Genomic DNA, 26,440 nt, shown 5'->3' on the forward strand with positions numbered 1-26,440 from the left:
GGACGGACACCCCCCGGCACGGCCCCGACCCACCACCCGGCGCAAGGCGCTACGCGCACCCCCACACCCGCCGCACAGGCCGCCGCAGGCACCCCACCCGCACAGCCCACACACCCGCAGACAAAGAAATGGCCCCACCCCCCAGGGCAGGGCCACCTCCCACACACCTACGGCATCAGCGCCGAGCCACGCCCTCGGCCCGAGCCGCCGCCGCCACAGCCGCCGTCACCGCCGGCGCGACCCGCTCGTCGAACGGCGACGGGATGACGTAGTCGGCCGCGAGGTCGTCCCCGACCACGGACGCCAGCGCCTCCGCTGCGGCCAGCTTCATCCCCTCCGTGATCCGCGACGCCCGCACCTGCAGCGCGCCCGCGAAGATGCCCGGAAACGCCAGCACGTTGTTGATCTGGTTCGGGAAGTCCGACCGCCCGGTCGCCACCACGGCCGCGTACTTGTGCGCGACCTCGGGGTGCACCTCCGGATTCGGGTTGGCCATGGCGAAGACGAACGCCCCCTTCGCCATGGAGGCGACCGCCTCCTCCGACACCGTGCCACCGGAGACCCCGATGAACACGTCGGCCCCGGCCAGCGCCGTCTCCAGCGACCCGTTGATGCCGGCCTTGTTCGTGAACCCGGCCAGCTCCTGCTTCACCGGCGTGAGGTCGCCCCGCTCCGCCGACACGACACCCTTGCGGTCGGCCACCGCGACATCCCCGATACCGGCCTCGACCAGCATCTTCGCGATGGCGACACCGGCGGCTCCGGCGCCGGAGATGACGGCCCGCAGCTCCCCCAGCGCCCGCCCGCTCAGCCGCGCGGCGTTCCGCAGGGCGGCCAGCGTCACCACCGCCGTACCGTGCTGGTCGTCATGGAAGACCGGGATGTCCAGCCGCTCCTGCAGCTTCCGCTCGATCTCGAAGCACCGCGGCGCCGAGATGTCCTCCAGGTTGACTCCGCCGAACGAGGGCGCGAGCCGCACCACCGTCTCGACGATCTCGTCGACGTCCGTGCAGTTCAGCGCGATCGGAACCGCGTCCACACCACCGAACTGCTTGAACAGAATCGCCTTGCCCTCCATCACCGGGAGGGAGGCCTCGGGCCCGATGTCACCGAGCCCCAGCACGGCCGTACCGTCCGTCACGACGGCCACGACCGACGACTTCCACGTGTAGTCGTGCACGAGCTCCGGCTGCTCCGCGATCGCGCTGCACACCTTCGCGACGCCGGGCGTGTACGCCAGGGACAGGTCGTCCTTGTCACGGACCGGCACCGTGGCCTGCACGGCCATCTTGCCGCCGCGGTGCAGCGCGAACGCCGGATCGAAGGAGTCGAGGGGCTCCGCACCGCCCTCGCCGCCCGTATCGCCGGTCTTGCTCTCGCTGCGAGGATTGACGATCTCCGCTGCCACTTCGTTTTACCCCTTAAATCTTCATTGGTTCGAGGGTTGCCACTCCTGGTGAGGGGTGGGCGGGACCGCGTAAGGCCCTGATGGTGCTGTGTACGGGGTACGTACGGGCACATACGCGACGGGCGCGCCGCACACGCGCCCTGAGCCCCGGATGAGGGGTGTAAAGACCCTTCTTACCGGACGAACGACGCCGACGACGAGTCCATAACGCCAAGGTCACATGGCAGCACCCTGACGCTTCGTCCAATATCAGGACAAGACCTGGACAAACCCTCGGCAACCGCTCAAGCGTCCACGAAGCCCACGACCCCCGTATCGAATTCCCGGCTTTCACCGAAGATCTTCCGGCCGGAAGGGATCATTCCCATAGAAGGTCCGGCCGTGATGTACCGGAGTGGTGCGGTTCAGGGATCGCCCGTTATCCGATTTTGACATGGCTGGCCCCCAGAATGGCGCAGTCCGAATGGCAAGATGCCGTAATCACACAAGGTCGCGACACTCGAAGACGTGTGCCCCAGTCGACCTACGGCACTGCCGACCCTCGGCAGCGCACCGCCCCATCGGCAACTCCACCCATCCGCCGGAGGAACCCACCATGACCGCAAGCTCCACCCGTCGTACCACCGCCGCGCACTCCCGGCTAGCAGCGCTCGGTGCGATCGCGGTCGCAGGCACGCTGATGCTCACCGGATGCGGTGACCAGACCAAGGACAACGGCTCGGAGAGCGGCACCACGGCCTCGGCCCCGCTCGCCGACAAGCTGCCCAAGTCGATCCGTGACAAGGGCGTCATCAAGGTCGGTTCCGACATCGCCTACGCCCCTGTCGAGTTCAAGGACAACGCGGGCAAGACGGTCGGTATCGACCCGGACCTCGCCGCCGCCATGGGCAAGCAGCTCGGGGTCGACTTCCAGTTCGAGAACGGCACCTTCGACACGCTGATCACGGGTCTGCGCTCCAAGCGGTACGACATCGCGATGTCGGCGATGACCGACACCAAGGACCGCCAGGAGGGCATCGACTCCGACACCGGCAAGAAGGTCGGTGAGGGCGTCGACTTCGTGGACTACTTCACCGCCGGCGTGTCGATCTACACCAAGAAGGGCGACGACCAGGGCATCAAGACCTGGTCCGACCTGTGCGGCAAGAAGATCGTGCTGCAGCGCGGCACCGTCTCCGAGGACCTCGCCAAGGCCGAGTCGAAGAAGTGCCCGAAGGGCAAGAAGATCGCCATCGAGCCCTTCGACAACGACCAGCAGGCCCAGACCCGCCTGCGCGCGGGCGGCGCCGACGCCGGCTCGTCCGACTTCCCGGTCGCTGCGTACGCCGTGAAGACGTCCGGCGGCGGCAAGGACTTCCAGCTGGTCGGCGAGCAGGTCGAGGCCGCTCCGTACGGCATCGCGGTCGCCAAGAACCAGACGCAGCTGCGGGACGCCCTCAAGGCCGCGCTGGACGCGATCATCGAGAACGGTGAGTACGAGAAGATCATGAAGAAGTGGGGCGTCACCGACGGCGCCATCGACGAAGCCACCATCAACGGCGGCAAGTGACCGCGACACAGCGGCACTGAAAGGCAACACCCGTGACTGTTGACATCGACAAGACGGCGGGCGACACGCCCCCGGCCGGGCCGGAAGCCATCAAGGCCATCCCGGTCCGGCACTACGGACGGTACGTCTCCGCCGTCGTCGCCCTCGCGCTGCTGGGCGGCGTCGTCTACGCGTTCTCCCAGGGCAGGATCAACTGGGACGCGATCCCGGACTACTTCTTCGACGACCGCATCCTGGACGGCGTGGGCAAGACGCTCCTGCTGACCGTGCTGTCCATGGCGATCGGCATCGTCGGCGGCGTCCTGCTCGCCGTGATGCGCCTGTCGAAGAACCCGGTGACCTCGTCGATCGCCTGGTTCTACATCTGGTTCTTCCGCGGCACCCCGGTCCTGGTCCAGCTGATCGTCTGGTTCAACCTGGGCCTGGTCTTCGAGTACATCAACCTCGGGCCGTTCTACAAGGACGAGTGGTCGGACTTCATGACCCCGTTCCTGACGGCGCTGCTGGGCCTCGGCCTCAACGAGGCCGCGTACATGGCGGAGATCTGCCGCGCCGGCCTGCTCTCGGTCGACGAGGGCCAGACGGAGGCGTCGCACGCGCTCGGCATGAGCCACGCCAGGACGCTGCGCCGGATCGTCATCCCGCAGGCGATGCGCGTGATCGTGCCGCCGACGGGCAACGAGGTCATCAACATGCTGAAGACGACCTCGCTGGTCTCGGTCGTCCAGTATCCCGAGCTGCTCCGCGCCGCCCAGGACATCGGCCAGACCTCCGGCGCCCCCGCCGAGATGCTGTTCCTGGCGGCCGCCTGGTACCTGCTGCTGACCTCGGTCTTCAGCATCGGCCAGTACTACCTGGAGCGGTACTACGCGCGTGGCTCGAGCCGGTCGCTCCCGGCCACGCCGTTCCAGAAGATCAAGGCGAACCTGCTGTCCCTGTCCAACCGCTCGGCGTCGACGGGAGGCACCGCATGACCGCCATGGTGAAGGCCGAGGGCGTACACAAGTCCTTCGGCCCGGTAGACGTCCTCAAGGGCATCGACCTGGAGGTGAAGTCCGGCGAGGTGTTCTGCCTCATCGGCCCCTCCGGCTCCGGCAAGTCGACCTTCCTCAGGTGCATCAACCACCTGGAGAAGATCAACGCCGGCCGTCTGTACGTGGACGGCGAGCTGGTGGGCTACCGCCAGAAGGGCGACAAGCTCTACGAGCTGAAGGACAGCGAGGTCGCCGTCAAGCGCCGGGACATCGGCATGGTCTTCCAGCGCTTCAACCTGTTCCCGCACATGACGGCCGTCGAGAACGTCATGGAGGCGCCGGTCCAGGTCAAGGGCACGAACAAGGGCCAGGCCCGGCAGCGCGCCCTGGAGCTGCTGGACCGGGTGGGCCTGGCCGACAAGGCGGGCAGCTACCCCTCGCAGCTCTCCGGCGGCCAGCAGCAGCGCGTCGCCATCGCCCGGGCCCTCGCCATGGACCCGAAGCTGATGCTGTTCGACGAGCCGACCTCGGCGCTCGACCCGGAGCTGGTCGGTGACGTCCTGGACGTCATGCGCGACCTCGCCGAGTCCGGCATGACGATGATCGTCGTCACCCACGAGATGGGCTTCGCCCGCGAAGTGGGCGACAGCCTGGTCTTCATGGACGGCGGTGTGGTGGTCGAATCCGGTCACCCGCGCGAGGTGCTCACGAACCCGCAGCACGAGCGGACGAAGTCCTTCCTGTCCAAGGTGCTCTGACGGCGCACACGGCGAAGGGGCGGTACGGGCACTCCGTACCGCCCCTTTCCGCTGTCCTACTTCAGAGCCAGCAGCAGGGTGTCCGAGGGCGAGCACCACACCGGCCTGACCTCCGCGAACCCGTTCTCGCGCAGCACGCGCGTGTGCCACGCCACCGAGGGCATGTCACCGTCCGCGTGGTCGCCGTAGATCTCGAAGCGCCGCGCCGTGGGCTCGGCGAGGACGGGGTCCTCGGCGGCGAGCTGCCACCACTCGGACCAGTCGAGGACGCCGTCCCGCTTGGCCTGATCCATACGGGCGTGCCGCAGCGCGCTCTCGGCGGCGTTGATCCTCGGCGTCGTCTCGTCGATCATCTGGTCTGCGTTCATGAAGACACCGCCGTCGCGGACGACTCCCGCGAGCCGGCCGTAGAGGCGCGCGAGGGGTTCCGGTTGCAGCCAGTGCAGGGCCGTCGCGGCCAGGACGGCGTCGTACGAGTCGTGCGGCAGTTTCGCCGGCCAGTCCGGGCCCTTGAGGTCGGCGGTGACGAAGGTGACTCGTTCGTCGCCCGCGAAGGTGCCCTCGGCGATGGCGAGGAGTGCCGGGTCCAGGTCGACGCCCGTGCTCACGGCGTCCGGGAACCGGGCGAGCAGCCGGGCGGTGATGCTGCCGGTGCCGCAGGCGAGGTCGAGCACCTTGGGGGCGCGGCCCACCATGGCCTCCACCTCCCCCATAGCCCGAAAGGCATGGGGGGACCCCCATCGAGCATGATCCGGAACCGCTCCTCGCGGTCGGGCAGGTACCACTCCTGCTGCCGGTCCCGGCTTCTCTGCCAGGCCTGCCAGTCAGTGGTGGCCGCAGTGGTGTCCGCGTCCGTCATCGAGCCCCTCCCCCGTAATACCCTGGAAGCAACATCAGCTGTTACAGCTGAGCCCTCACGACAATAAAGCCCCTCCGTAAGGACTAGAAGTGGAACTGGCCTATTACTCGGACTACGCCGTGCGTCTCGTCAACACCGAGGAACCGGCCCGGGGCAAGGACACCCTGACGTCGGTCGAGGCCGTTCGCGAGCTGTTCGGCGTCATCCAGTCGGCGGCCCGCCGCGCCACCGACGCGGATGTCACCCGTTTCCGCTCGGTCCGGGCCCGGTTGCGCGCGGTCTTCGAGGCGGCCGACACGGGCGACGAGACGCTCGCCGTCGACCTGCTGAACTCACTGCTGCTGGAGTTCCCGGTGAGCCCGCAGATCTCCGGGCACGACGTCCGTGACGACGACGGCCGCCCCTTGTGGCACATGCACCTGGCGGACCACCCGTCCAACGCGACGGCGGGCTACGCGGCGATCGCGGCGATGGGCCTGGCGTTCCACCTGACCGAGTACGGGGTGGACCGCCTCGGCCTGTGCGAGGCCGCGCCCTGCCGCAACGCCTACCTGGACACCTCCACCAACCGCTCCCGGCGCTACTGCTCCGACCGCTGCGCGACCCGGGCCAACGTGGCGGCCTACCGGGCCCGCAAACGCCTGGAGGCGGCCCGGCCCGACCTTCCCGAGAAAACGGGCCTGGCAGCCGAGAACACCCAGCACAGCAGCGCCCAGGTCGAGCGCCGGCCGGGCCTGAGCGGCCGGTAGCGGAACCGGACCCGCCCCAGCACCAGCTCGTCGGGCACGACGCCGTAGTCGGTGCTGTCGCCACCGGCGTACACGTTGTCCCCGAGCACCCACCAGCCGCCCTCGCGGCGCTCGGCGATCCGCTTGACGACCAGGAGGTCCTGCTGGAAGGGATGCCGCAGCACGACGACGTCGCCGGGCCCGACCCGGGCTCCGTAGCGCACCAGGAGCAGGTCCCCGTGATACAGCGTGGGCACCATGGACGGCCCGGTGACCTCGGCCACCCCGAAGGGGGCCGGCCGCCCCCGCTCGGACCCCTGCGACAGCTCCGGCATCACCCGGCACCTCCCCGGTTCTTGCTCCACCAGTCTCAGTCTCACCCCGGACTTTTGTCCTAAGCCCATGGGGGCACTCGCGAAAACCCCTCCCCCACGGAGTAATGTCCCCTGTGAGAAGACGATCACGAGGAAGGAATGCTCCATGCTTTCCCGCCTGTTTGCCCCCAAGGTGAAGGTCAGCGCCCACTGCGACCTTCCCTGCGGTGTGTACGACCCTGCTCAGGCCCGCATCGAGGCGGAGTCGGTCAAGGCTGTCCAGGAGAAGATGGCCGGCAACGACGACCCGCACTTCCAGGCGCGTGCCACCGTCATCAAGGAGCAGCGCGCCGAGCTCGCCAAGCACCACGTCTCGGTGCTCTGGAGCGACTACTTCAAGCCCCCGCACTTCGAGAAGTACCCGGAGCTGCACCAGCTCGTCAACGACACCCTGAAGGCCCTCTCGGCCGCCAAGGGTTCGACCGACCCGGCGACCGGCCAGAAGGCGCTGGACTACATCGCCCAGATCGACAAGATCTTCTGGGAGACCAAGAAGGCCTGATCTTCGATCATGCTGTTTGACCTGCAGTTTCCTTGGCTGCATGGTCTTCCGGTCCGCACCCGGTCCGCAGGCCGCCGAGTACGGCGTCCATGACGGTCCGGGTGCGGTCGTCTTCGCCCGGCCCACAGGTGCCGCGGTTCCACCCGGTCCTCCACGCCGGTAGTCGGGAGGGCCCCCTCCGCCACCGTGGACGGCTACTCCCTGCAGGGGCGCTCGGCGAGGTGCGCGAGGAGCGCGGCGTCAGCCGGTCAGGTCGGCAAGGGTGGCGTCCAGGTGCGCGGCCCTGGGCTGGTTGTGAGGGAGCCTGGCGAGGATCTTGGCCATGCCGCAGGTGTTGGTGAGGGCGGAGAAGACCAGGCCGCCGGCGACGCCTGCGGAGAGCCAACGGGCCGCGTGCCGGCGTCGTCCGGCGATCAGGCCGGTCAGGACGAGGCACCCGGCGGCGAGGCGGACCTGGCGGTCCATGGCCCAGGGAGTGCGGGTGCCGGAGAGCCGGTGGATGTCGTGGCCGAGCTGGGTCCAGGCGGTGGTGCCGCCGGTGAGGGTGGCGGCGGTGATGCCCTGGTCGGCCAGGCGCCGCCAGGCGGTCGCGGAGCGGGCGCCGGAGGCGCACACGACGAGGAGGTTGCCACGGTCTGCGGCGGTCTTCAGGGCGGGCAGGGCGGAATCAAGGTGGTCGAGAGGGATGTTGTGGGCGCCGGGCAGGTGTCCGGAGGCGTATTCGCCGGGGGTGCGCACGTCGATGATGGTCAGCTCGTGCAGGCGGGCGCTGGCCTGGTCGGCGGTGAGGGTGGTGGGTGCCACGGGGCTTTCCCTCCGCTCGGTCGGGGTTACCCCTTCGGTAGGATACCCGTAGGGGTATATCGAAGGAGTGTGGGTCGTGGAACTGGCGATGGCGGCTGAGGAACTGAAGACGGTGGTCAACCGGCTGCGCCGGGCGCAGGGCCAGATCGCCGGTGTGATCAAGATGATCGAGGAGGGGCGGGACTGCGAGGACGTGGTCACGCAGCTCGCGGCGGCGTCCAGGGCTTTGGACAAGGCCGGTTTCGCGATCATCGCGACGGGCCTGCAGCACTGCCTGACCGATGCGGACATGGCCGCCTCCGGCGACCGGGAACAGATGCGTACCCGGCTGGAGAAGCTGTTCCTGTCCCTGGCCTGAGAGGGGCCGGGACGTCGAAGAAGCGGTCAGCGGGCCGGCCGCGGCGTCGGGCGCACTGGACAGAGCGGGTTTGCTCAGATGATCACGTCAGCGAGCATGAGGGCCGCCACCGCCAGCAGGACGCCGGCGAAGATCTTCTGAAGGGTGATGCCGGAGATCTTCGTCGCGAGCCGTTTGCCGTCCCAGGCGCCGAGGATCGCGGCTCCGGTGAAGGGGCCGATGATGTCCCAGTGGAGCCCACCACCGGTGCCGGTGCGAGCGGCGAGCGCGGCCAGCGAGTTGACCGTGATGACGAGCAGGCTGGTGCCCACCGCCCGTCGCATGGCCAGCCCCAGGACGCTCACCAGGGCAGGCACGGCGAGGAATCCCCCGCCGACCCCCAGAAAACCCGTCACGGTACCCAGTCCGGCACCGGCACCGGCCGCCGTGCCGGGACGGATCCGGTCCGGCGGCTCGGACGCGGACGGTCGCAGCATGCGCAGGGCCGCCAGCGCGGCGATGACCGCGAACGCCGATGTCAGCACCGCTTCGGGCAGGCGCCCGGTGACAGCGCCGGCGAGAAAGGCGGGGACGATGCCCGCCGCGGCGAACAGCGCCCCTGTCTTCCAGACCACGTTCCCGTCGCGGGTGTGGGCGTACAGGGCGGTGACGGAGGTGACGGTGACGATGATCAGGCTGGCCGTGGTGGCGGCGGCCGGAGTGAAGCCGAGCAGGTAGATCAGTGCCGGTACGGCGAGGACGCTGCCACCGCCGCCGAGGGCTCCGAGGGCGAGACCGATGACGGCCCCGGCCATGAGGGCCAGAACGAGTACGGTCACGCTATCCGGCCGCTGTTCCCGCGTGCGTCGACCACCGGATGCCCGGCGGCGGCCCACGCGTTCATGCCGCCCTCGACGTCGACCGCCTGCGCTCCGCGCTCGATGAGGACCCTGGCCGCCCGCTGGGAGCGGTGTCCGCTGCGACAGATCACCACCAGCGGCCGGCCCTCCGCCTCGTCCGGCAGAATGCCGCCGACGACCAGTTTCGACAGCGGCGCGTGGACGGCGCCCGGGGCGTGACCCGCGGTCCATTCGGGCTTCTCACGGACATCCAGCAGGACCGCGTCGGGCTGATCGCCGCCGGTACGGCTGCGCGCCTCGTCGACGGTGACTCGCAGGCCGTTTCGGCGAAAGAGGAACATCACGAGCTTCCTTCCTTGCGGGAAACGGTCGGAGTCAGCCGGAGGCCAGCGACAGCCCGGCGTCCGTCGCGGCGTCGAGGCCGTCGTCGACGGCGACCACGTCGCGGCCGGCGGCGTCGAGCAGGGAGGCGGCGATCGCCGCGCGCATCCCGCCGGCACAGTGCACCCACACCGTCCCGTCCGGCACTTCGCCGATGCGGCCGTGCAGCTCGTGGATCGGGATGTGGACCGAGCCCTCGATGTAGCCGCCCGCACGCTCCGAGTCCCGGCGCACGTCCAGGACGACCACGTCGTCGCCGCGCTCCCGGACATCGGCGAGGTCGGCGAAGTGGGCGCGGGGGAAGGAGGCGAGCTGTTCGCCGTCACGGAGCCAGCCGGCCGGGTCACCGGTGGCGGCGGCGGCCGGGCGGTCGATGCCCACCCGCGCCAGCTCCCGCTGCGCCTCGGCGATCTGCCCGGGAGTGTCGGCGAGCAGGGTGACGGGCTTGCCCCACGGGATCAGCCAGGCCAGGTAAGGGGCGAGCTTGCCCTCACCCTCGAAGTTGAACGACCCGGCCACGTGTCCCGCGGCGAAGGCCGTGCGGTTGCGCAGGTCCACCACCCACTCACCCGCGGCCAGCCGGGAGGCGATCTCCTCGGCGTCCGCACGCCCCGGAGGGGTGAGGTCGACCGGTGCGGGGCCTGCGGCGTTGGCCGGGCCCATGTGCGCGTAGTAGGCGGGTACGTCGTCGAGCCCGGCGAGCATCCGGGCCACGAAGGTGTCCACGTCCAGGGTCAGCGCGTCGTTGGTCTTGCGCTCCTTGCCGATCGTGGTCGCGTCTCGCTCGGCCTGGGACGAGGAGCAGAAGCTGCCGAACCCGTGGGTGGGCAGCACCGGCACCTCGTCGTCCAGCTCGTCGGCCAGCCGGTGGGCGGAGGCGTGCTGAGCTCGGGCCAGCTGCTCGGTCAGCCGCGGCTCGACCAGGTCCGGGCGGCCCACGGCACCGATCAGCAGCGACCCGCCGGTGAACGCCGCCACACCGCGCCCGTCCTCGGTCAGGGCGTAGGAGGTGTGGTGGGGGGTGTGCCCTGGGGTGGCGATAGCGCGCAGCACCAGGCCCTCGTCGACCCTCACGGTGTCACCGTCGGCGACGGGGGTGCGGGCGAACGCCACGTGCGCCCCGGCCGGCAGCAGGTACTGGGCGCCGGTCACGCGGGCCAGCTCCAGGCCGCCGCTGACGTAGTCGTTGTGCACATGGGTCTCGGCCACGAAAGCGATGCGCACCCGGCGGCGGGCGGCTGCGGCCATGACCTGGTCGATGTCGCGCGGCGGGTCGATGGCCACCGCGGCAGAGGGCCCGCCGGCCAGGTAGCTGCGGTTACCCAGGCCCTCGAACTCCAGGGTGTCGACGAAGAACACGACTCACGACTCCTCTCGGACGGTGTACCCCGGGGGGTATCTGACTCCCACCCTAACAGCTATACCCAGGGGGGTATTCCACGAGCGGGAAGGCACCCCGCTCAAGACATTCGCCTGTTCCCTTGCGGGTACCCGGAGGGGTATAGAGGAATCAGTGTCCGTGTCCTACGACCGCACCGTCCGCCTCGACGCCGCCTTCGACACCGCCGTGGAGACCAGTTCTTGGACCTCGTGAATCCCGGCCAGTGGAACCGAGGCACGATCAGGTATGTCCCGTACGCCACCACGGCCGCGTAGGCGAGGAAGCACAGAGAGGCCCGGACGAGGCCGAGGACGCCGAGGGCGAAGACGACGACCACGGCGACGGTGACGCCGATGCTCACCGCGGTGACGCGACCGAGTGCGGTCCAGTCCGGATGCGTGTCGGCTCTCCGAAGCTCAGGCGGCCGCGCCGACCTTGGCCGGCGCCTCGGTGCGGATGGTTACCTTCTGCGCATCGTTGACGTTGTGCGCGTGCACCGGGTTGCGGCGCGAGACGGCCACGATGCCGGCGGCGAGGGCGGCGCCGACCAGGGCGACGACGGCCGTACCGAGGTCGCCGCCGCTCCGCACGACGCTCGCGGCCAGGCCCCCGATCAGCGCGGCGGCGGGCAGTGTCACCAGCCAGGCGGCCGCCATCCGGCCCGCTACGCCCCAGTGGACCTCCGCGAGCCTGCGGCCGAGGCCCGCGCCGAGGATGCTGCCCGAGGCGACCTGGGTGGTGGAGAGGGCGAAGCCGAGGTGCGCGGAGGTCAGGATGACGGCGGTGGAGGCGGTCTCGGCGGCGAAGCCCTGCGGGGACTGGATCTCGGTGAGGCCCTTGCCCATCGTGCGGATGATCCGCCAGCCACCGAGGTAGGTGCCGAGGCCGATGGCGAGCCCGGCGGACACGACGACCCACAGGGGCGGTCCGGCGTCATGGCCGAGGGCGCCGGCCGAGATGAGGGTGAGGGTGATGATGCCCATGGTCTTCTGCGCGTCGTTCGTGCCGTGGGCGAGGGAGACCAGCGAGGCGGAGGCGATCTGCCCGATGCGGAAGCCCTTGGTGACCGAGTCCTTGCCGGCCCGGTCGGTGAGCCGGTAGGCGAGGCAGGTGGCGAGCAGCGCGGCGATACCGGCCACGACCGGCGAGGCGACCGCCGGCACCAGCACCTTCTCGACGACCTTGCCGAAGTCGACGCCTTCGCTGCCCGCGCCGACCCACACGGCCCCGATCAGCCCGCCGAACAGGGCGTGCGAGGAACTGGACGGCAGTCCGAACAGCCAGGTCAGCAAATTCCACAGGATCGCCCCGACCAGGCCCGCGAAGATCATCCCTGGGGTGACGAGGGTGTCGTCCACGATGCCGCCCGAGATGGTCCTGGCCACCTCCGTGGACAGGAACGCACCGACGACGTTGAGGACACCGCTGATCAGGACCGCCGTACGGGGTGCGAGTGCGCCGGTGGCGATGGACGTGGCCATCGCGTTCGCCGTGTCGTGGAATCCGTTGGTGAAGTCGAAGGCGAGTGCCGTGACGATGACGACCGCGACGAGGAACGTGATGTGGTCCATTCCTGAATGCAAACAAGCGCAGGCCAGGAGGCGGGGAACGGCGAGGCAAAGGCTGGTCAAGGTTCACGCGGGTGGCCGTGACGGGTTCTTACTACGATCACCTCATGAGAATCCGCTGGACGTACGCCTTCGTCGACCGGCCGCGCGCGGCCTTCGGTGCCGCCTGTGACTTCTGGACGGCGGTCACGGGCACCCGGCTCTCCGAACTCCGCGGGGAGCACTCCGAGTTCGTCACCCTGCTCCCCGAGGGTGCCGACGCCTGTGTGAAGGCCCAGGCGGTGCGGTCCGGGGCCGGCGGTGCGCACCTCGACTTCTGCGTGGACGACGTGGCGGAGTTCGCCGACTCGGCGGTGCGGCTGGGCGCGAGCGTGGTGGAGGACCTCGGATCGCTCGTCGTGCTGAGGTCGCCCGGCGGGCAGCTGTTGTGCGCGGACCCCTGGCGCGGACAGTCGTCGCGTCCGGGTGTGGTGCGCGGCAGCCGGCTGGACCAGGTGTGCGTGGACGTCCCGCCGTCGGCGTACGACGCCGAAGTCGCCTTCTGGGGCGGGCTGCTGGACGGCTGGCACTCGCGGCCCGGCGCGCTCCCGGAGTTCCACGTGGTCGAACCGCCGCCCGGGCTGCCGGTCCGCCTGCTCCTGCAGCGCCCCGACGAGGAGCGCCCGGCCTCCGCCCACCTCGATCTCGCCTGCGCGGACGTCACGGCGACCCGGGCACGGCACGAGGAGCTCGGGGCCACGTTCGTGGCCGGCTTCTCGGGCTGGACGGTGATGCGGGACCCGGCGGGCGGCGCGTACTGCCTGACGACCCGGGATCCGGAGACGGGCGGGCTGCGCGACTAGTCCGCCTTGACGTAGGCGCAGGCGACGTCCAGGCCCTCCTCAGGCGTCGGACAGGGCGGCAGGTCAGGTGTCTCGTCGGGCTTCGTCTGCTCACCGACGTACGGCCCCTGAGGCTCCATCGAGTCCTGCACCCAGAGGGTCAGCCCGCTTGCGACGACCACGACCAGCGCCCACACGATCACCGCCCGGCGCCACACCCTGCGCCGCTGCTCCCCCGTCATGCCCATGCCTCACACGCTAGTCCCTCAACCGCGCCGCCCGTGCGTGGAGATAGCGCTGCTCTGGCAGGCTGAGGGTCTGCGCGGCCGCCGACTCGTAGGCGGCGCATGCGGCTTGGAATTCGCCCGCGCGTTCCAGGAGATGACCTCGTACGGCGTCCAGACGATGGCCTTTCAACTCATCGGCCAGGGCGTCCAGTTCTCTCAGTCCTGTGCGCGGGCCGTGGACCATGGCGACGGCGACCGCCCGGTTGAGGCGTTCGACCGGGCCGGGGACCAGGCCGACGAGGACGTCGTACAGGCCCAGGATCTCGGCCCAGTCCGTCGCCTCGGGCGAGGGTGCCTCGTCGTGTACGGCGGCGATCGCGGCCCGCAGTTGGTACGGCCCGGGCCGGCCCCGGGACAGGGCTCGGGTGACCAGCGCGACGCCCTCGTCGATCGCGGCCCTGTCCCAGCGGTCGCGGTCCTGCTCGTCGAGGGGGATCAGCTCGCCGTGCGGCCCGCTGCGCGCGTCGCGGCGGGCGTCGGTGAGCAGCATCAGCGCGAGCAGTCCGGCCACCTCGCCGTCATCGGGGAGCAGCGCGTGGACGGCCCGGGTCAGACGGACCGCCTCGCCCGCGAGGTCGCGGCGCTGGAGTGCGGCGCCGGAGGTGGCCGTGTACCCCTCGTTGAAGATCAGGTAGAGGGTCTGCAGGACGGACGGCAGCCGCCGTTCCCAGTGCTCGGGGCGGCCGAAGCGCACGCCCCGTACTTTCTGCTTGGCCCGGCTGATCCGCTGCGCCATCGTCGCCTCCGGCACCAGATACGCGCGGGCGATCTCCGCCGTGGTCAATCCGCCGACCGCACGCAGGGTGAGCGCGATCTGCGCGGGCGGCGTCAGGTCGGGATGGCAGCACAGGAAGAGCAGCGACAGGGTGTCGTCCGCACGGGGTGCCCGGTCCCCGGGCGGCGGGGCGGTGAAGGCGTCGCGGGGCGTGAGTGCCGCCGCCCGCTCCTCGCGCTGCCGTCGGGCCTTCTCGCTGCGCAGGGCGTCGGTCAGCCGCCGTGAGGCGACCTTGATCAGCCAGCCGCGCGGGTTGTCCGGCACGCCTGATTCGGGCCACTGCCCGGCCGCCGCGAGGAGCGCCTCCTGCACGGCGTCCTCGGCGGCGTCGAAGTGGCCGTACCGTCTGACCAGCGCGCCGAGGACCTGCGGCGCGTTCCGGCGCAGCAGGTCCTCGACCTCGGGTGAGTTCCTCACCGGCGCGTCCTCGGCGTCGGCCGCTCCTCAGATCTCCCCGGAGCCCTCCATGATCGGACGGATCACGACCGGGTAGTCGGGGGCGCCGGCCGGCTGGGGGCAGCGGGCGACGCGGTCGGCGATCTCCGTGACCCGTTCCAGGCTCTCGCACTCCAGGACCCAGTAGCCGGCCAGCAGCTCCTTGGTCTCGCCGTACGGGCCGTCGGTGATCACGGCCTTGCCGTCGTCACCCAGGGTGACGTGCCGGGTCTGCGCCGGCTCGGCCAGGCCCTGCCCGTCCACGAGCTCGCCGCTCTCGGAGAGGTCGTCGTTGAGGGCGCCCATGTAGGCGAACATGGTCTGCACTTCCTCCTCGCTCCAGGCGGGGGAGGTCGCCGACGCCTTGCCGCGCATGGCTTCGTAGTCCGCCTGCGTGCCCTGCACCATGACCAGGTACTTCATCGGTCCGCTCCTTCGGCTCGCGCCGCCCGGGCGGGCGGCTCTTCACAAGGGACGTCGGAGCCGGGCCGGAGTTCTCGACACGGGCTCAGGAATTCTTCGCGACGGATTCTCCGGGAGCCGTCTCGGGCGGGTCGGCCGCGGGTGGGGTGGTGTCCTCGGTCGGCCGGGTGTGCGCCGCGGGCCGCGTCACCTCACCGGCGTGGCCACCTTCGGCGTCCTCCGCGTCGTAGGCCGCGCACTCAGGATTACGGCAGGGGCCCGCCACCCACCGCGGGACCCACGTGCCCAGCGTCTTGTGGCGCCGGACGACTGTTTCCACTGGCTGTCCGCAGGACGGACAGACGTGTCCTTCGCTGCCCATGTCCTCAGAGTAGGACGGTCGGGGGCTCAGCGCTTCCTGCTGTACGTACGCACCAGCACCCCGTTGCCGAACGTCCGCACCGCCTCCGGGGAGAACTCCGAGATCGCGAATCCGGAGCCGAACATCGGCATGCCCGAGCCGTACACGAGCGGATAGGTCTTGATGACCGCGGCCCGGCGCCCGGGTTGCTGTGCGGCGGCTCGCAGCTCACGGGCGTACAGGCGCGGCGGTCGGTGCGTGCTCTCGGCGTGCCGGGCGTAGTCCCTCGTACTGGATGTACTCGGGGCTTCCTCCGGTGCGGCGAGTGGGGGTCCCCCCTGCTCGAAGAGCTTGGGGGAGCGTGCCAGGCGTCCCGGGACAGCACACCTAGGGGGTGGTGCGGGCGCGAGGCTCGCGCCACATCGGCCACATGGACGGGCCGCCCTCCGGGAGGTCGAGGACCGGGCCGATCTGCTCGAAGCCGAGGCGCTCGTACAGCGTGCGGCTGCGGGCGCTGCTCGCCTCCAGGTAGGCGGGCAGCCCCTCGCGGTCGCACCGGTCGAGGACCGCCTCGATGAGCGCGGTACCCAGGCCCTCGCCCTGGCGTCCGGGTGCCACGCCGATCATCCACAGGTACTCGTGGGCCCGCCCGGAGGGGTGGATGGCCGCGGTCAGCCGGCCGATCTGCTCGATGCGCTCGTTGTCCGGGTCGACGGCCTCCCGCACCTGCGCCGGGCCTTCGTCCTCGGCATCGCCCTCGTGGTCGTCGGCCGGCACGGACATCCACAGCGCACAGGCCGAGCCGTCCTCCGTGACGTCTATGCGCCCGGCCTCGAGCACGATGTCGGTGAAGGCGCCCATGAGTCCGGGGTGGCGGGCACGGCGGTCCTCGGCACCGGGGAACACCCAGCCGCTGACCGGGTCGTCCTGGAACGCCTCGTCCAGAAGCCGGACGACCAGCTCCCGGTCTCCCTCGTCCGCCGTCCGGATCGCCACACCCATGTCCCGCCCCTTCACTGGTCCCGACGGGCGTAGATCGTAGGGCGGTCGAGAGCCGTGCCGGAGGGCAGGGCGGGAGCTTGGCGCGAATGCATCGAACAACTGTCCAAAGTGCCGGTCGTCCACTGGCCGGTACGGACGAACTCGCGGAGCTGGTAAGCCCGTAGGGCGGGCCCCGCACACCGTGGGGAAGTGCGGGGCCCGCCTGGCCGGAGGCCCGGGCCGTGCGGGGTCAGGAACCGTACGGCCCGCGCGCTCCGGGGTCCTGCCCTCCGGTCACCCGAAGGGTGCCGGTCGTCAACTGCTGCGCCGGGTCACGAACTCGGCGAGGGCCAGCAGCCCGCCCGCCGCCTCCGGGTCCGGTACCGCGCGCGCCAGTTGCTGCATCGCCACAGCCATCCGGTCGGCCGCCTGACTCTGGGCCCAGTCACGGCCGCCCGCGCGTTCCACGGTCAGGGCGATGTGGTCCAGGTCCTCCTCCTCGCTGGATCGTGCGTACAGTTCGGCGAGTTCGGCCGCCGCCGGCGTACCGGATGCGAAGGCCGCCACGACCGGCAGGGACTTCTTGCGGGCGGCCAGGTCCGCTCCGACGGGCTTGCCGGTGCGGCGCGGGTCGCCCCATATGCCGATGACGTCGTCGATGAGCTGGAAGGCCAGCCCGGCCTCCCGGCCGAACGCGTCGAGCGCCGCCACGTCCGCGTCCCCGGCTCCCGCGTAGAGCCCGCCGATCGCGCAGGCGCTGCCCAGCAGCGCACCCGTCTTGGCCTCCGCCATGGCGAGCACCTCGTCGAGGGTGACCTCGTCCGCGCCGCGCCGCTCCAGCGCCGTGTCGGCGTGCTGCCCCGCGCACAGTTCGACCACACACTCCGCGAGCAGCGCGGCAGCTCGTGACGCCGCCGGATGCGCGTCCTGTGCCAGCAGCCTCAGGGCCAGCGCCTGGAGGGCGTCCCCGGCGAGGATCGCGTCGGCGTCCCCGAACACCGTCCACGCCGTGGGCCGGTGCCGGCGGGTGGTGTCCCGGTCCATCACGTCGTCGTGCAGCAACGTGAAGTTGTGGACCAGTTCCACCGCGGCGGCCGCCCGGACGGCTCCCTTCCGTGCGTCGGGTCCGCCGAGGGCGGCCGCCGCGGCGAGGACCAGAGCGGGTCGGATCGCTTTGCCGGAGCCGCCCTCGGCCGGGGTGCCGTCCGCCTGCTCCCAGCCGAAGTGGTAGAGCGCGATCCGGCGCATCGGCCCGGGCAGCGAGCCGAGCGCGGCCCGCAGCACCGGGTCGACCTCCGCGCGGGCCCGGTCCAGGAGCATGACCGCCTCGTGCCCCTCGGCCGGTCCCGGCCGGCCGTCCCGCTGTGCCCCGATGGGCCCCCGCCTTCCCTGCGCCCGGGCCGCACGCCCGGGCTCGCTACCGCGCTGCCCACCGGGAGCGGGCAGCGTTGGATCCGTCCTGAACTCCGTGAGGGAATCACCCATAGGACCGCCTCGGAGAGTGAGCGGACGGTGGCGCCTCCGCTACCGCTGGGCGCGTACCACGAGGGTGTACCCGCCCGGGCGGGCGGGGACACGGCCGACGTACCGGAAGGGTCACCGCCAGCGGCCGATCTCGACGTTCTCCAGGACGCCGAGCGCGTCCGGTACCAGGACCGCGGCCGAGTAGTAGGCCGTGACCAGGTACTTGATGATGGCCTGTTCGTTGATGCCCATGAAGCGCACCGAGAGGCTCGGCTCGATCTCGTCCGGGATTCCGGAAGCGCGCAGACCGATGACGCCCTGGTCGCTCTCGCCCGTACGCATCGCGATGATCGACGTGGTACGCGCTTCCGTCACCGGGATCTTGTTGCACGGGAAGATCGGCACGCCGCGCCAGGTGGGGATGCGGTTGCCTGCCATGTCGATGGTCTCGGGGACGAGGCCGCGCCTGTTGAGCTCGCGGCCGAACGCGGCGATGGCTCGCGGATGGGCGAGAAGCAGCTTGGTGCCGCGGCGCCTGCTGAGCAGTTCGTCCATGTCGTCCGGGCTGGGCACGCCGTCGTGGGGCTGGATCCGCTGGTCGTACTCGCAGTTGTGCAGGAGACCGAAGTCGCGGTTGTTGATGAGTTCGTGCTCCTGGCGCTCCTTCAGCGCCTCGACCGTCAGCCGGATCTGCTGCTCGGTCTGGTTCATCGGCTGGTTGTAGAGGTCGGCCACGCGCGTGTGGATGCGCAGCACGGTCTGGGCGACGCTCAGTTCGTACTCGCGGGGCCTGGCCTCGTAGTCGACGAAGGTGTGCGGAATGTCCGGCTCACCGGAGTGGCCGGCGGAGAGGTCGATCTCCTTCTCGCCGTACTTGTTGGAGCGCTGCGAGGGAATCGAGCGGCGCTGCTGGAGGTGGTCCCGCAGCGAGTCCGAGCGCTGGGCGATCCGCGCGAACTCCTGCCGGGGCAGCACCAGCACGGTGCACGCGGTGAGCGAGCGGGCCGTGTACTCCCAGATCGCGTCCTCGTCCAGCAGCGCGTCGTCGCCGAAGTAGGAACCGTCGGCGAGGACTCCGAGGGACTCGTCGTCGCCGTACGGGCCCGTGCCGACCTTCTCGACCCTGCCGTGCGCCAGCAGGTACACCTCGTCGGACGGGCTGCCGAACGAGGCGATCACCTCGCCGGCCGGGATCTCCCGCTGCTCGCAGCGACGGGCGATCTCGGAGAGGACCTCCTCGTCCTCGTAGGACCGCAGGGCCGGCAGCTCGCCCAGCTCAGCGGGGATGATCTCGACGCGGTCGCCGGTCTTCACGAACGTCAGCCGGCCGTCGCCCACGGCGAACGTCAGCCGCCGGTTCACCCGGTACGTACCCCCCTGGATGTCGACCCAGGGCAGCATGCGCAGCAGCCAGCGGGAGCTGATCTCCTGCATCTGCGGCACGGACTTGGTCGTGGTGGCCAGGTTCCGCGCGGCCGCCGTGCCGAGACTCTGCTGCGGCTTGGTCTGCTCCGTGCGGACCTCTTCGCCTACCGACATAGAGAACTGCCCTCCCGGTTGTGACCGACGCCCATACGCCTCGGGCATCGATGTGCACGCCCAAGCCTTCCTCACGCAGCGTCGCGGTGCTATTACACGAAAGAGCGGGAATGGATCTTCGTACCGCTGGGCAGAGGCGCCGCCGCCCTCCGGGGCCGGCCGCCCGCCGGGCACGTGCGCAGCCGTCGGCAGGCCAAGCGCCCCGGAGGGGGCGCGGGGTACTGCGCGACCGGCCACAGACAGCCGCGTTCCCCCACGCACGGCAATCCCCCACTGACCGAGGGAAGCCGAAGCCGGACCGGGCCGAAGCCCGGGCCGTTTCCGTCCCGGGCGACAATGACGGGGTGACCGGCCCCGACACCCCTGACGCGCCCCGCCTCGCGGCCCTGAACCCCCGGTTGCCCTCACCCGTGCGGGAGGTCGTGGACGCGCGGTTCGAGCGCCGGGGCGTCCGGCTCCTGCTGAAGCGGGACGATCTGATCCACCCGGAGCTGATCGGGAACAAGTGGCGCAAGCTGGCGCCGAATCTCACGGCGGCGGGCGGCCGTGCCGTGGTCACCTTCGGCGGGGCCTACTCCAACCACCTGCGAGCCACAGCGGCGGCCGGCCGGCTGCTCGGCATCCCCACGGTGGGTGTCGTGCGCGGTGACGAACTGGCCGGCCGGCCTCTCAATCCCTCGCTGGCCCGCTGTGCGGCCGACGGCATGCGGCTGCACTTCGTGGACAGGGCGACCTACCGCAGCAAATCCGAGCCGCGCGCCCTGGCCGCGGTCCTGCGTGCCACGGACGCCGAGGACGCGTACGTCGTTCCCGAGGGCGGCAGCAACGCCGAGGCGGTCCGCGGCTGCCGGGCGCTCGGCACCGAGCTGTGCGACCAGGCCGACGTCGTAGCCGTGGCCTGCGGCACCGGCGGCACGCTGGCGGGGCTGGCCGCCGGTCTCGCTCCGGGGCAGCGCGCCCTGGGCGTACCGGTCCTCAAGGGCGGCTTCCTGACCGGCGAGATCGAGGACCTGCAGCACCAGGCGTTCGGTGGTGCCCGCGGCACCTGGTACCTCGACGACCGCTTCCACTTCGGCGGCTACGCGCGCGTGCCCGCCGAGCTCGACACCTTCGCGGCGGACTTCGAGCGCCGCCACGATCTGCCCGTCGAACGCCTGTATGTCGCGAAGCTGCTGTACGCACTCGTGGCTCTGGTCGGCGAAGGGGCCTTCCCGCGCGGGACGACTGTGGCGGCCGTGATCACCGGCCGCCCCTTCCCGTGACGCCGGCAGTCCCTTCCGTGACGCCCGGCAGCCCCTCCCCGTGACGCCCGGCAGCCCCCGAAGACCGCCTCAGCGAGTGCCGCCTCAGCGCTTACACCGCCTCCCGGAAGGCCGCCGCCTCCTCCAGGTCCAGCCTGCGCAGCAGCGTCCGCAGCATCTCGTCGTCGATGTAGCGGGCGTCCCGGAGCCTGACGAACACATCGCGCTCGGCACTGATCATCTCTCGCGACAGCCGCCGGTAGGTGTCGTCGACGGACTCCCCCGTGACCGGGTTGGCCTGCCCGAGCCGTTCCCAGACCGCGTTGCGGCGGCGTTCCAGGACGATGCGCAGCCGGTCGGCGAGCGGAGCCGGCAGGGCGTTGCGCTCGTCGTGGAGGAGTTCGTCCAGGCGCCGCTCGGCGGCCCGGGAGGCCTGTGCCTGGGCGTTGGCCTCGGCGAGCGTCTCGGCCTGCGCGTCCCGCCCGGGGAACTTCAGCAGCCGGATCAGCGGGGGAAGCGTCAGGCCCTGGACGACCAGTGTCCCGATGACCGTCGTGAAGGTCAGGAAGAGGATGAGGTTGCGGTGCGGGAAGGGCTCCTCGCCGTCGTGCAGGGTGAGCGGGATCGAGAAGGCGATCGCCAGCGAGACCACTCCCCGCATGCCGGCCCACGCGACGACGAACGGCCCCCTCCAGGTCGGGCTCTGCTCCCGCTCCCGGATCCGGGCCGACAGCAGCCGCGGCAGGAAGGTCGCCGGGTACACCCACACGAACCGGGCCGCGACGACCACCAGGAAGATCGCGCAGGCGTACCAGGCGGCCACGGCACCCTCGTACTGCCCGAGGCCTCTCAGCACCACCGGCAGCTGCAGTCCGATCAGCGCGAACACCGCCGACTCCAGGACGAAGGCGACCATTTTCCACACCGCCTCCTCCTGCAGACGCGTGGCGAAGTCGACCTCCCAGGCGCGGTGTCCCAGGTAGAGCGCGACGACCACGACCGCGAGGACACCGGAGGCGTGCACCTGCTCGGCGACGGCGTAGGCGACGAACGGGATCAGCAGGGAGAGCGTGTTCTGGAGCAGCGCCTCCTTCACGTGCGTGCGCAGCCAGTGGATGGGGGCCATCAGCACCAGCCCCACCACGACGCCGCCGACCGCCGCGAGCAGGAACTCGCCGATGCCCCCGGCCCAGCTCGCGCCCTCCCCGACGGCGGCCGCGAGGGCGACGCGGTAGGCGGTGATCGCGGTGGCGTCGTTCAGCAACGACTCGCCCTGGAGGATCGTGGTGATGCGCGAAGGCAGCCCGACCCGCCGTGCCACCGCCGTCGCCGCGACCGCGTCCGGCGGCGCCACCACCGCGCCGAAGACCAGGGCAGCGGTCAGCGGCAGGTCCGGCACGATCAGGTAAAGGGCCCAGCCGACGACGAAGGTCGCGAAGAGCACGTACCCGACGGACAGCAGCGCGACCGGCCGCAACTGCGCCCGCAGGCCGAGATAGGAGCTGTCGGTCGCGGCCGTGTGCAGCAGCGGGGGAAGGATGAGCGGCAGGACGACGTGCGGGTCGAGGGTGTAGTCCGGTACGCCTGGCACGTAACTGACCGCCAGCCCGGCCGCCACCAGCAGCAGCGGTGCCGGCACCGGCGTGCGCCGCGCGGCCGCGGCGATCGCCGCGCTGCCCGCCACGAGCAGCAGCAGTGGCATCACGTCCATCGTTCTCGCCCGCCCTCATTTTCCCCGCGGTCTTCCGCGCGACCGTCGTAACCTGGCAATCATGAAACAGTGCACGCACGCCGACGCGCTGCCGCATCCCGAACCCGTCCCGCTCAGCGAGACGTGTCCGGAGTGCGTGGCGGAGGGCATGGACCCGGTACAACTGCGGCTGTGCCTCAGCTGCGGTCACGTCGGCTGCTGCGACTCCTCGCCGGGGCGGCACGCGGCGGAACACCACAAGAAGTCCGGTCATCCCGTGATCCGGACGCACGAGCCCGGGGAGACCTGGCGATGGTGCTTCGTCGACCATGTTCTGGTGTGACTCGACAAGAACCCGACAGGACCCGGGCGAAGGACGGTTCGACCAGGACGGTTCGACCGTCTGACGTCTGGGTACGTCAACCCGGCGCGCGCTCTTCCCATTTGGGCCCGCCCAACCCCTAGACACGGAGCGTATCCACAGGTTTACTGTGAGTGACGGCACGGGGATGGGGTCCCGGGGACAGGACCATCGAGAGCGCGATAGCGTCACCGCTGAACCACGTATCGCGTTTACCCCCGGGGGGCGACCCTCGGCCCTGAAACGCTTGTACCACCATGGAGGTGAGGGTGTCCCAGATCGCAGGCGAGCCCGCGACCCAGGACTTCGTGGAAGTCCGGCTGCCGGCCGCGGGTGCCTACCTGTCGGTGCTGCGTACGGCCACGGCCGGTCTCGCGGCCCGTTTGGACTTCACCCTCGACGAGATCGAGGACCTGCGCATCGCGGTGGACGAGGCCTGCGCGATCCTGCTCCAGCAGGCCGTGCCCGGCTCGGTGCTCAGCTGTGTCTTCCGCCTCGTCGACGACTCACTCGAGGTCACCGTCTCGGCGCCGACCACGGATGGTCATGCCCCCTCGCGGGACACCTTCGCCTGGACCGTCCTGTCCGCTCTCGCGGGCAAGGTCTCCTCTGCCGTGGACAAGGACAAAACCGTTTCGATCAGCCTCTACAAACAGCGCGGCGCGGGACCCGGGCCGGCGTGAGGGACGAGGACGGGCCGGTGCGGGACGAAGAGCGCAGCACACGAGAGCTGCCGGCCGAGGGCACGGGCGCCAGCCCGAGCGGAGCCTCGGGCATGGCGGCCGGCATCGACGGCATCCCCGAGCAGGCCCGCCCGCATCCGGAGGACGACTCCGCGGGGGTCGTCCTCCCGGGCGACGGGCGGGCGGACCGGGAAGGTGCCGTGCGGAGCGCGCCTCCGGGCGGGGGGATCACCGCATCTCCTGCCCAGGGGGGTCCACCCACTCGCGCGAAGTCGAGAGTGTCGGAGGAGGCGAGGGCTCGGGGAAGGGCGACGGGCGGGACGATGAGCGAGCACGAGCGACACTCCGAGGACGAGACGCCGAGCGCACACCCCACACGGGGCGCACAGTACGGCTCCCCGGACCGCAGCGGGGCGCGGGAGATGTTCCTCAAACTGCGCACCCTGAGCAGCGGCAGTCCCGAGTACGCGGACCTGCGCAACCAGCTGGTCCGCATGCACCTGCCGCTCGTCGAGCATCTCGCGCGCCGCTTCCGCAACCGCGGCGAGCCGCTGGACGACCTCACCCAGGTCGCCACGATCGGGCTGATCAAGTCGGTCGACCGCTTCGACCCGGACCGCGGCGTGGAGTTCTCGACGTACGCGACCCCTACGGTCGTCGGCGAGATCAAGCGGCACTTCCGCGACAAGGGCTGGGCGGTGCGCGTCCCGCGCCGGCTGCAGGAGCTGCGCCTGGCGCTGACGACGGCCACGGCTGAGCTCTCCCAGCTGCACGGCCGCTCCCCCACGGTCCACGAGCTCGCCGAGAAGCTGTCGATCTCGGAGGAGGAGGTCCTGGAAGGCCTGGAGTCCGCCAACGCGTACTCCACGCTGTCCCTGGACGTCCCCGACACGGACGACGAGTCCCCGGCGGTCGCGGACACCCTCGGCGCGGAGGACGAGGCGCTGGAGGGCGTGGAGTACCGGGAGTCCCTCAAGCCGCTGCTGGAGGACCTTCCGCCGCGTGAGAAGCGGATCCTGCTGCTGCGCTTCTTCGGCAACATGACCCAGTCGCAGATCGCGCAGGAGGTCGGCATCTCGCAGATGCACGTCTCCCGGCTGCTGGCGCGCACGCTGGCGCAGCTCAGGGAGAAGCTCCTCGTCGAGGAGTGACGGCTACTTCTCCGTACCGCCGGGGTTGCCGGGCCCGCGGATCCCGAGGGCCCGGGTCGTCTCGGGGTTCACCAGCAGGACGAGCGAGGCGACGGCCACCACGGCCAGGGCGATCCCACCGGGAATGGCCATGCTGTCGGCCTGGAGCAGGTTGTAGGCCACCGGAAGCGCCATGAGCTGGGTGATGACGGCCGGGCCGCGGCTCCAGCTGCGGAGGGCGAGCAGCCCGCGGGCCGCGAGCAGCGGCAGCAGCGCGAGCACGACCAGCGTGATGCCCCCGGTGACGGCCTGCTGCCGGTCGTCCGGATGCCCCGTGAAACCGAGGACCAGGATCCAGACCCCGCCGACGACCAGCGCGAGCCCTTCCAGTGCGGCCAGCATCGCGGCGTACGTCAGACGCCGGGGGCGCGGGCCGGTGTTCTCCGGGCTGGTGGAGGTCTGCTCACTGCTCACACCTGAAGAGTAGCCGTCGTCGCCGACACCCCAGTGGCGAGGTTCGCCCCCGCTCTCTTACCTGATCCCGACCTCGGTCTGGGCCAGGTACCACCCAGTAGGTACGCTGCCAGTCATGCGTGCACTCCTCGTGGTCAATCCGGCGGCAACCACCACAAGTGCGCGCACACGCGACGTACTGATCCACGCGCTGGCCAGTGAGATGAAGCTGGAGGCGGTCACCACCGAGTACCGCGGCCACGCGCGCGACCTGGGCCGGCACGCGGCGGAGAGCGACGACATAGACCTGGTGGTGGCCCTCGGCGGCGACGGCACGGTCAACGAGGTGGTCAACGGTCTCCTGCACGCCGGCCCGGCCCCGGGGCACCTCCCCGGACTCGCCGTGGTCCCGGGCGGCTCCACCAACGTCTTCGCCCGCGCCCTGGGCCTGCCGAACGACGCCGTCGAGGCGACCGGCGCCCTGCTGGACGCCCTGCGCGACGGCAGCGAACGGACCGTCGGCCTGGGGCTGACCTCGGGTACGCCGGGCACGGAGGACGAGGGAGTGCCGGCCCGCTGGTTCACCTTCAACGCGGGGCTCGGCTTCGATGCCGGTGTGGTCGGCCGGGTGGAACAGCATCGCGAGCGCGGCCGGAAGTCCACACACGCTCTTTACGTGCGCCAGGTCGTGCGCCAGCTCCTCGGCGAGCCGAACCGCCGGCACGGGACCATAACGCTGGAGCGGGCCGGCGAGGATCCGGTCACCGATCTGGTGCTGTCCATAGTCTCGAACACCTCCCCGTGGACGTTTCTGGGGAATCGCCCGATCTACGCGGCGCCTAAGGCCTCGTTCGATACCGGTCTCGATGTCTTCGGTCTCAGCCGCCTGTCCACCGCGGCGGTTGCCCGGTATGGCACCCAGTTGCTCACTTCGTCCCCCGAGCGCGGACCCCACGGCAAGCACGCCACCTCCCTGCACGACTTGACAGAGTTCACCTTGCATTCGAAGGTGCCGCTCCCCCTCCAGATGGACGGTGACCACCTGGGGCTGCGAACCAGCGTGACGTTCACAGGCGTACGCCGTGCACTGCGTGTGATTGTGTGAGCAGAAGGGGCTAAAGTCCTTTCACTCGAACGTTTAGGCCAGGATCCACCCCATGGAAGTACGGCTGTGACCTAGTCGACACCGAAGAATCAAAAAAAACTTTCCAGAAGGGGTTGTATCCCCGGCTGAGGTTTGCGAGTCTCTACGTGGCGATCGGGACGGCCCGCAACACCGGCCTCCACTGGTCACCGGAACCCCTCTTCAACTCACAGGACCTCGCCAGGGAACT

Annotated in this window: 27 protein-coding genes and 3 pseudogenes; 12 read left to right on the forward strand and 18 right to left on the reverse strand. The window is 70.7% G+C overall.

Annotation, left to right across the window (positions count from 1 at the left end):
- Positions 1–175: 175 nt before the first annotated feature.
- The gene (locus IE97_RS0105585) at positions 176–1,408 is read right to left on the reverse strand and encodes an NAD(P)-dependent malic enzyme (RefSeq protein WP_030232125.1); all 1,233 of its coding nucleotides are present in this window, start codon (positions 1,406–1,408) and stop codon (positions 176–178) included.
- Between the two features lie 595 nt (positions 1,409–2,003).
- On the opposite strand from IE97_RS0105585, the gene IE97_RS0105590 reads away from it, so the two are divergent.
- The 3 genes from IE97_RS0105590 to IE97_RS0105600 are packed head-to-tail and all read left to right on the forward strand — an operon-like array spanning position 2,004 to position 4,689.
- A complete protein-coding gene (locus IE97_RS0105590; RefSeq protein ID WP_030232129.1) occupies positions 2,004–2,957 on the forward strand; it encodes an ABC transporter substrate-binding protein in 954 nt (317 codons plus the stop codon).
- 32 nt (positions 2,958–2,989) lie between these two features.
- Positions 2,990–3,931, forward strand: a complete 942-nt coding sequence (locus tag IE97_RS0105595; RefSeq protein ID WP_030232133.1) for an amino acid ABC transporter permease — start codon at positions 2,990–2,992, stop codon at positions 3,929–3,931.
- Positions 3,928–4,689: an amino acid ABC transporter ATP-binding protein gene (locus tag IE97_RS0105600; protein WP_030232137.1), complete on the forward strand. Its 762-nt coding sequence runs from the start codon at positions 3,928–3,930 to the stop codon at positions 4,687–4,689. The genes IE97_RS0105595 and IE97_RS0105600 overlap by 4 nt, the downstream gene beginning before the upstream one ends.
- 56 nt (positions 4,690–4,745) lie before the next feature.
- Here the strand turns inward: IE97_RS0105600 and IE97_RS38220 are convergent.
- Positions 4,746–5,548, reverse strand: a pseudogene (locus IE97_RS38220) (class I SAM-dependent methyltransferase).
- Positions 5,549–5,637: 89 nt separating this feature from the next.
- On the opposite strand from IE97_RS38220, the gene IE97_RS0105610 reads away from it, so the two are divergent.
- Positions 5,638–6,297, forward strand: a complete 660-nt coding sequence (locus tag IE97_RS0105610; RefSeq protein ID WP_030232140.1) for a CGNR zinc finger domain-containing protein — start codon at positions 5,638–5,640, stop codon at positions 6,295–6,297.
- Between the two features lie 65 nt (positions 6,298–6,362).
- On the opposite strand, the pseudogene sodX reads toward IE97_RS0105610, so the two are convergent.
- Positions 6,363–6,758, reverse strand: a pseudogene (sodX, locus tag IE97_RS39875) (nickel-type superoxide dismutase maturation protease); the annotation flags it as partial.
- On the opposite strand from sodX, the gene sodN reads away from it, so the two are divergent.
- Positions 6,757–7,152, forward strand: a complete 396-nt coding sequence (gene sodN / locus IE97_RS0105615) for a superoxide dismutase, Ni (RefSeq protein ID WP_003992892.1) — start codon at positions 6,757–6,759, stop codon at positions 7,150–7,152. The pseudogene sodX and the gene sodN overlap by 2 nt on opposite strands.
- A 240-nt stretch (positions 7,153–7,392) precedes the next feature.
- On the opposite strand, the gene IE97_RS0105620 is transcribed toward sodN, so the two are convergent.
- Positions 7,393–7,956, reverse strand: a complete 564-nt coding sequence (locus IE97_RS0105620; protein WP_030232144.1) for a rhodanese-like domain-containing protein — start codon at positions 7,954–7,956, stop codon at positions 7,393–7,395.
- 76 nt (positions 7,957–8,032) lie between these two features.
- Here IE97_RS0105620 and IE97_RS0105625 point away from each other — a divergent pair, with 76 nt between their 5' ends.
- Entirely contained in the window at positions 8,033–8,314 is a 282-nt protein-coding gene (locus tag IE97_RS0105625) for a metal-sensitive transcriptional regulator (RefSeq protein WP_010358257.1), read from the forward strand.
- A gap of 74 nt (positions 8,315–8,388) precedes the next feature.
- Here IE97_RS0105625 and IE97_RS0105630 read toward each other — a convergent pair whose 3' ends face one another.
- From IE97_RS0105630 to IE97_RS0105650, 4 genes are all read right to left on the reverse strand, one after another.
- A complete protein-coding gene (locus IE97_RS0105630) occupies positions 8,389–9,132 on the reverse strand; it encodes a sulfite exporter TauE/SafE family protein (protein WP_030232158.1) in 744 nt (247 codons plus the stop codon).
- Positions 9,129–9,494, reverse strand: a complete 366-nt coding sequence (locus IE97_RS0105635) for a rhodanese-like domain-containing protein (protein WP_030232162.1) — start codon at positions 9,492–9,494, stop codon at positions 9,129–9,131. Before IE97_RS0105635 ends, IE97_RS0105630 begins: the two co-directional genes overlap by 4 nt.
- A 34-nt stretch (positions 9,495–9,528) precedes the next feature.
- Complete coding sequence (locus tag IE97_RS0105640) at positions 9,529–10,893, reverse strand: MBL fold metallo-hydrolase (RefSeq protein WP_030232165.1); 1,365 nt, start codon at positions 10,891–10,893, stop codon at positions 9,529–9,531.
- Positions 10,894–11,331: 438 nt separating this feature from the next.
- Positions 11,332–12,486 carry an inorganic phosphate transporter gene (locus IE97_RS0105650; protein ID WP_030232168.1) on the reverse strand — a complete coding sequence of 385 codons (1,155 nt, stop codon included), beginning with the start codon at positions 12,484–12,486 and terminating at the stop codon, positions 11,332–11,334.
- A 104-nt stretch (positions 12,487–12,590) separates the two neighbouring features.
- Between IE97_RS0105650 and IE97_RS0105655 the strand changes: the two genes are divergently transcribed.
- A complete protein-coding gene (locus IE97_RS0105655) occupies positions 12,591–13,325 on the forward strand; it encodes a VOC family protein (RefSeq protein ID WP_030232174.1) in 735 nt (244 codons plus the stop codon).
- Here the strand turns inward: IE97_RS0105655 and IE97_RS0105660 are convergent.
- The 8 genes and pseudogenes from IE97_RS0105660 to IE97_RS0105695 all read right to left on the reverse strand — a co-directional run bounded on the left by IE97_RS0105660 (position 13,322) and on the right by IE97_RS0105695 (position 19,548).
- Positions 13,322–13,552, reverse strand: coding sequence for a hypothetical protein (locus IE97_RS0105660; protein WP_037844023.1), 231 nt, complete (start codon positions 13,550–13,552; stop codon positions 13,322–13,324). The two genes, IE97_RS0105655 and IE97_RS0105660, sit on opposite strands and share 4 nt — an antisense overlap.
- 10 nt (positions 13,553–13,562) lie before the next feature.
- On the reverse strand, positions 13,563–14,783 hold the full coding sequence (locus IE97_RS0105665; protein WP_030232183.1) for an RNA polymerase sigma factor: 1,221 nt from the start codon (positions 14,781–14,783) through the stop codon (positions 13,563–13,565).
- A gap of 27 nt (positions 14,784–14,810) precedes the next feature.
- Complete coding sequence (locus tag IE97_RS0105670; RefSeq protein ID WP_030232197.1) at positions 14,811–15,224, reverse strand: YciI family protein; 414 nt, start codon at positions 15,222–15,224, stop codon at positions 14,811–14,813.
- Between the two features lie 85 nt (positions 15,225–15,309).
- Positions 15,310–15,585, reverse strand: a complete 276-nt coding sequence (locus IE97_RS38225; protein WP_037834896.1) for a hypothetical protein — start codon at positions 15,583–15,585, stop codon at positions 15,310–15,312.
- A 26-nt stretch (positions 15,586–15,611) separates the two neighbouring features.
- A pseudogene (locus IE97_RS39890) lies at positions 15,612–15,752 on the reverse strand (dihydrofolate reductase); the annotation flags it as partial.
- Between the two features lie 199 nt (positions 15,753–15,951).
- The gene (locus IE97_RS0105685) at positions 15,952–16,566 is read right to left on the reverse strand and encodes a GNAT family N-acetyltransferase (protein ID WP_030232202.1); all 615 of its coding nucleotides are present in this window, start codon (positions 16,564–16,566) and stop codon (positions 15,952–15,954) included.
- Between the two features lie 294 nt (positions 16,567–16,860).
- Positions 16,861–18,030 carry a family 2 encapsulin nanocompartment cargo protein polyprenyl transferase gene (locus IE97_RS0105690; RefSeq protein WP_030232205.1) on the reverse strand — a complete coding sequence of 390 codons (1,170 nt, stop codon included), beginning with the start codon at positions 18,028–18,030 and terminating at the stop codon, positions 16,861–16,863.
- A 111-nt stretch (positions 18,031–18,141) separates the two neighbouring features.
- On the reverse strand, positions 18,142–19,548 hold the full coding sequence (locus tag IE97_RS0105695; protein ID WP_030232208.1) for a family 2B encapsulin nanocompartment shell protein: 1,407 nt from the start codon (positions 19,546–19,548) through the stop codon (positions 18,142–18,144).
- Between the two features lie 344 nt (positions 19,549–19,892).
- Between IE97_RS0105695 and IE97_RS0105700 the strand changes: the two genes are divergently transcribed.
- Positions 19,893–20,810: a 1-aminocyclopropane-1-carboxylate deaminase/D-cysteine desulfhydrase gene (locus IE97_RS0105700; protein ID WP_030232212.1), complete on the forward strand. Its 918-nt coding sequence runs from the start codon at positions 19,893–19,895 to the stop codon at positions 20,808–20,810.
- Positions 20,811–20,901: 91 nt separating this feature from the next.
- Here IE97_RS0105700 and IE97_RS0105705 read toward each other — a convergent pair whose 3' ends face one another.
- The gene (locus IE97_RS0105705) at positions 20,902–22,500 is read right to left on the reverse strand and encodes a Na+/H+ antiporter (RefSeq protein ID WP_030232215.1); all 1,599 of its coding nucleotides are present in this window, start codon (positions 22,498–22,500) and stop codon (positions 20,902–20,904) included.
- A gap of 61 nt (positions 22,501–22,561) precedes the next feature.
- On the opposite strand from IE97_RS0105705, the gene IE97_RS0105710 reads away from it, so the two are divergent.
- The 3 genes from IE97_RS0105710 to IE97_RS38230 all read left to right on the forward strand — a co-directional run bounded on the left by IE97_RS0105710 (position 22,562) and on the right by IE97_RS38230 (position 24,674).
- Positions 22,562–22,822 (forward strand): UBP-type zinc finger domain-containing protein, encoded by a 261-nt coding sequence (locus IE97_RS0105710; RefSeq protein WP_030232218.1) that lies wholly within the window; start codon positions 22,562–22,564, stop codon positions 22,820–22,822.
- Between the two features lie 287 nt (positions 22,823–23,109).
- The gene (locus IE97_RS0105715) at positions 23,110–23,523 is read left to right on the forward strand and encodes a hypothetical protein (RefSeq protein ID WP_003992877.1); all 414 of its coding nucleotides are present in this window, start codon (positions 23,110–23,112) and stop codon (positions 23,521–23,523) included.
- A 17-nt stretch (positions 23,524–23,540) separates the two neighbouring features.
- A complete protein-coding gene (locus tag IE97_RS38230) occupies positions 23,541–24,674 on the forward strand; it encodes an RNA polymerase sigma factor SigF (RefSeq protein ID WP_078603144.1) in 1,134 nt (377 codons plus the stop codon).
- Positions 24,675–24,677: 3 nt separating this feature from the next.
- Here IE97_RS38230 and IE97_RS0105725 read toward each other — a convergent pair whose 3' ends face one another.
- Complete coding sequence (locus tag IE97_RS0105725; RefSeq protein ID WP_030232224.1) at positions 24,678–25,127, reverse strand: hypothetical protein; 450 nt, start codon at positions 25,125–25,127, stop codon at positions 24,678–24,680.
- Between the two features lie 115 nt (positions 25,128–25,242).
- Here IE97_RS0105725 and IE97_RS0105730 point away from each other — a divergent pair, with 115 nt between their 5' ends.
- Complete coding sequence (locus tag IE97_RS0105730) at positions 25,243–26,211, forward strand: diacylglycerol/lipid kinase family protein (protein ID WP_030232227.1); 969 nt, start codon at positions 25,243–25,245, stop codon at positions 26,209–26,211.
- Positions 26,212–26,440: the final 229 nt, after the last annotated feature.

This window comes from Streptomyces sp. NRRL S-455 (genome assembly GCF_000717875.1).
Lineage (GTDB): Bacteria > Actinomycetota > Actinomycetes > Streptomycetales > Streptomycetaceae > Streptomyces.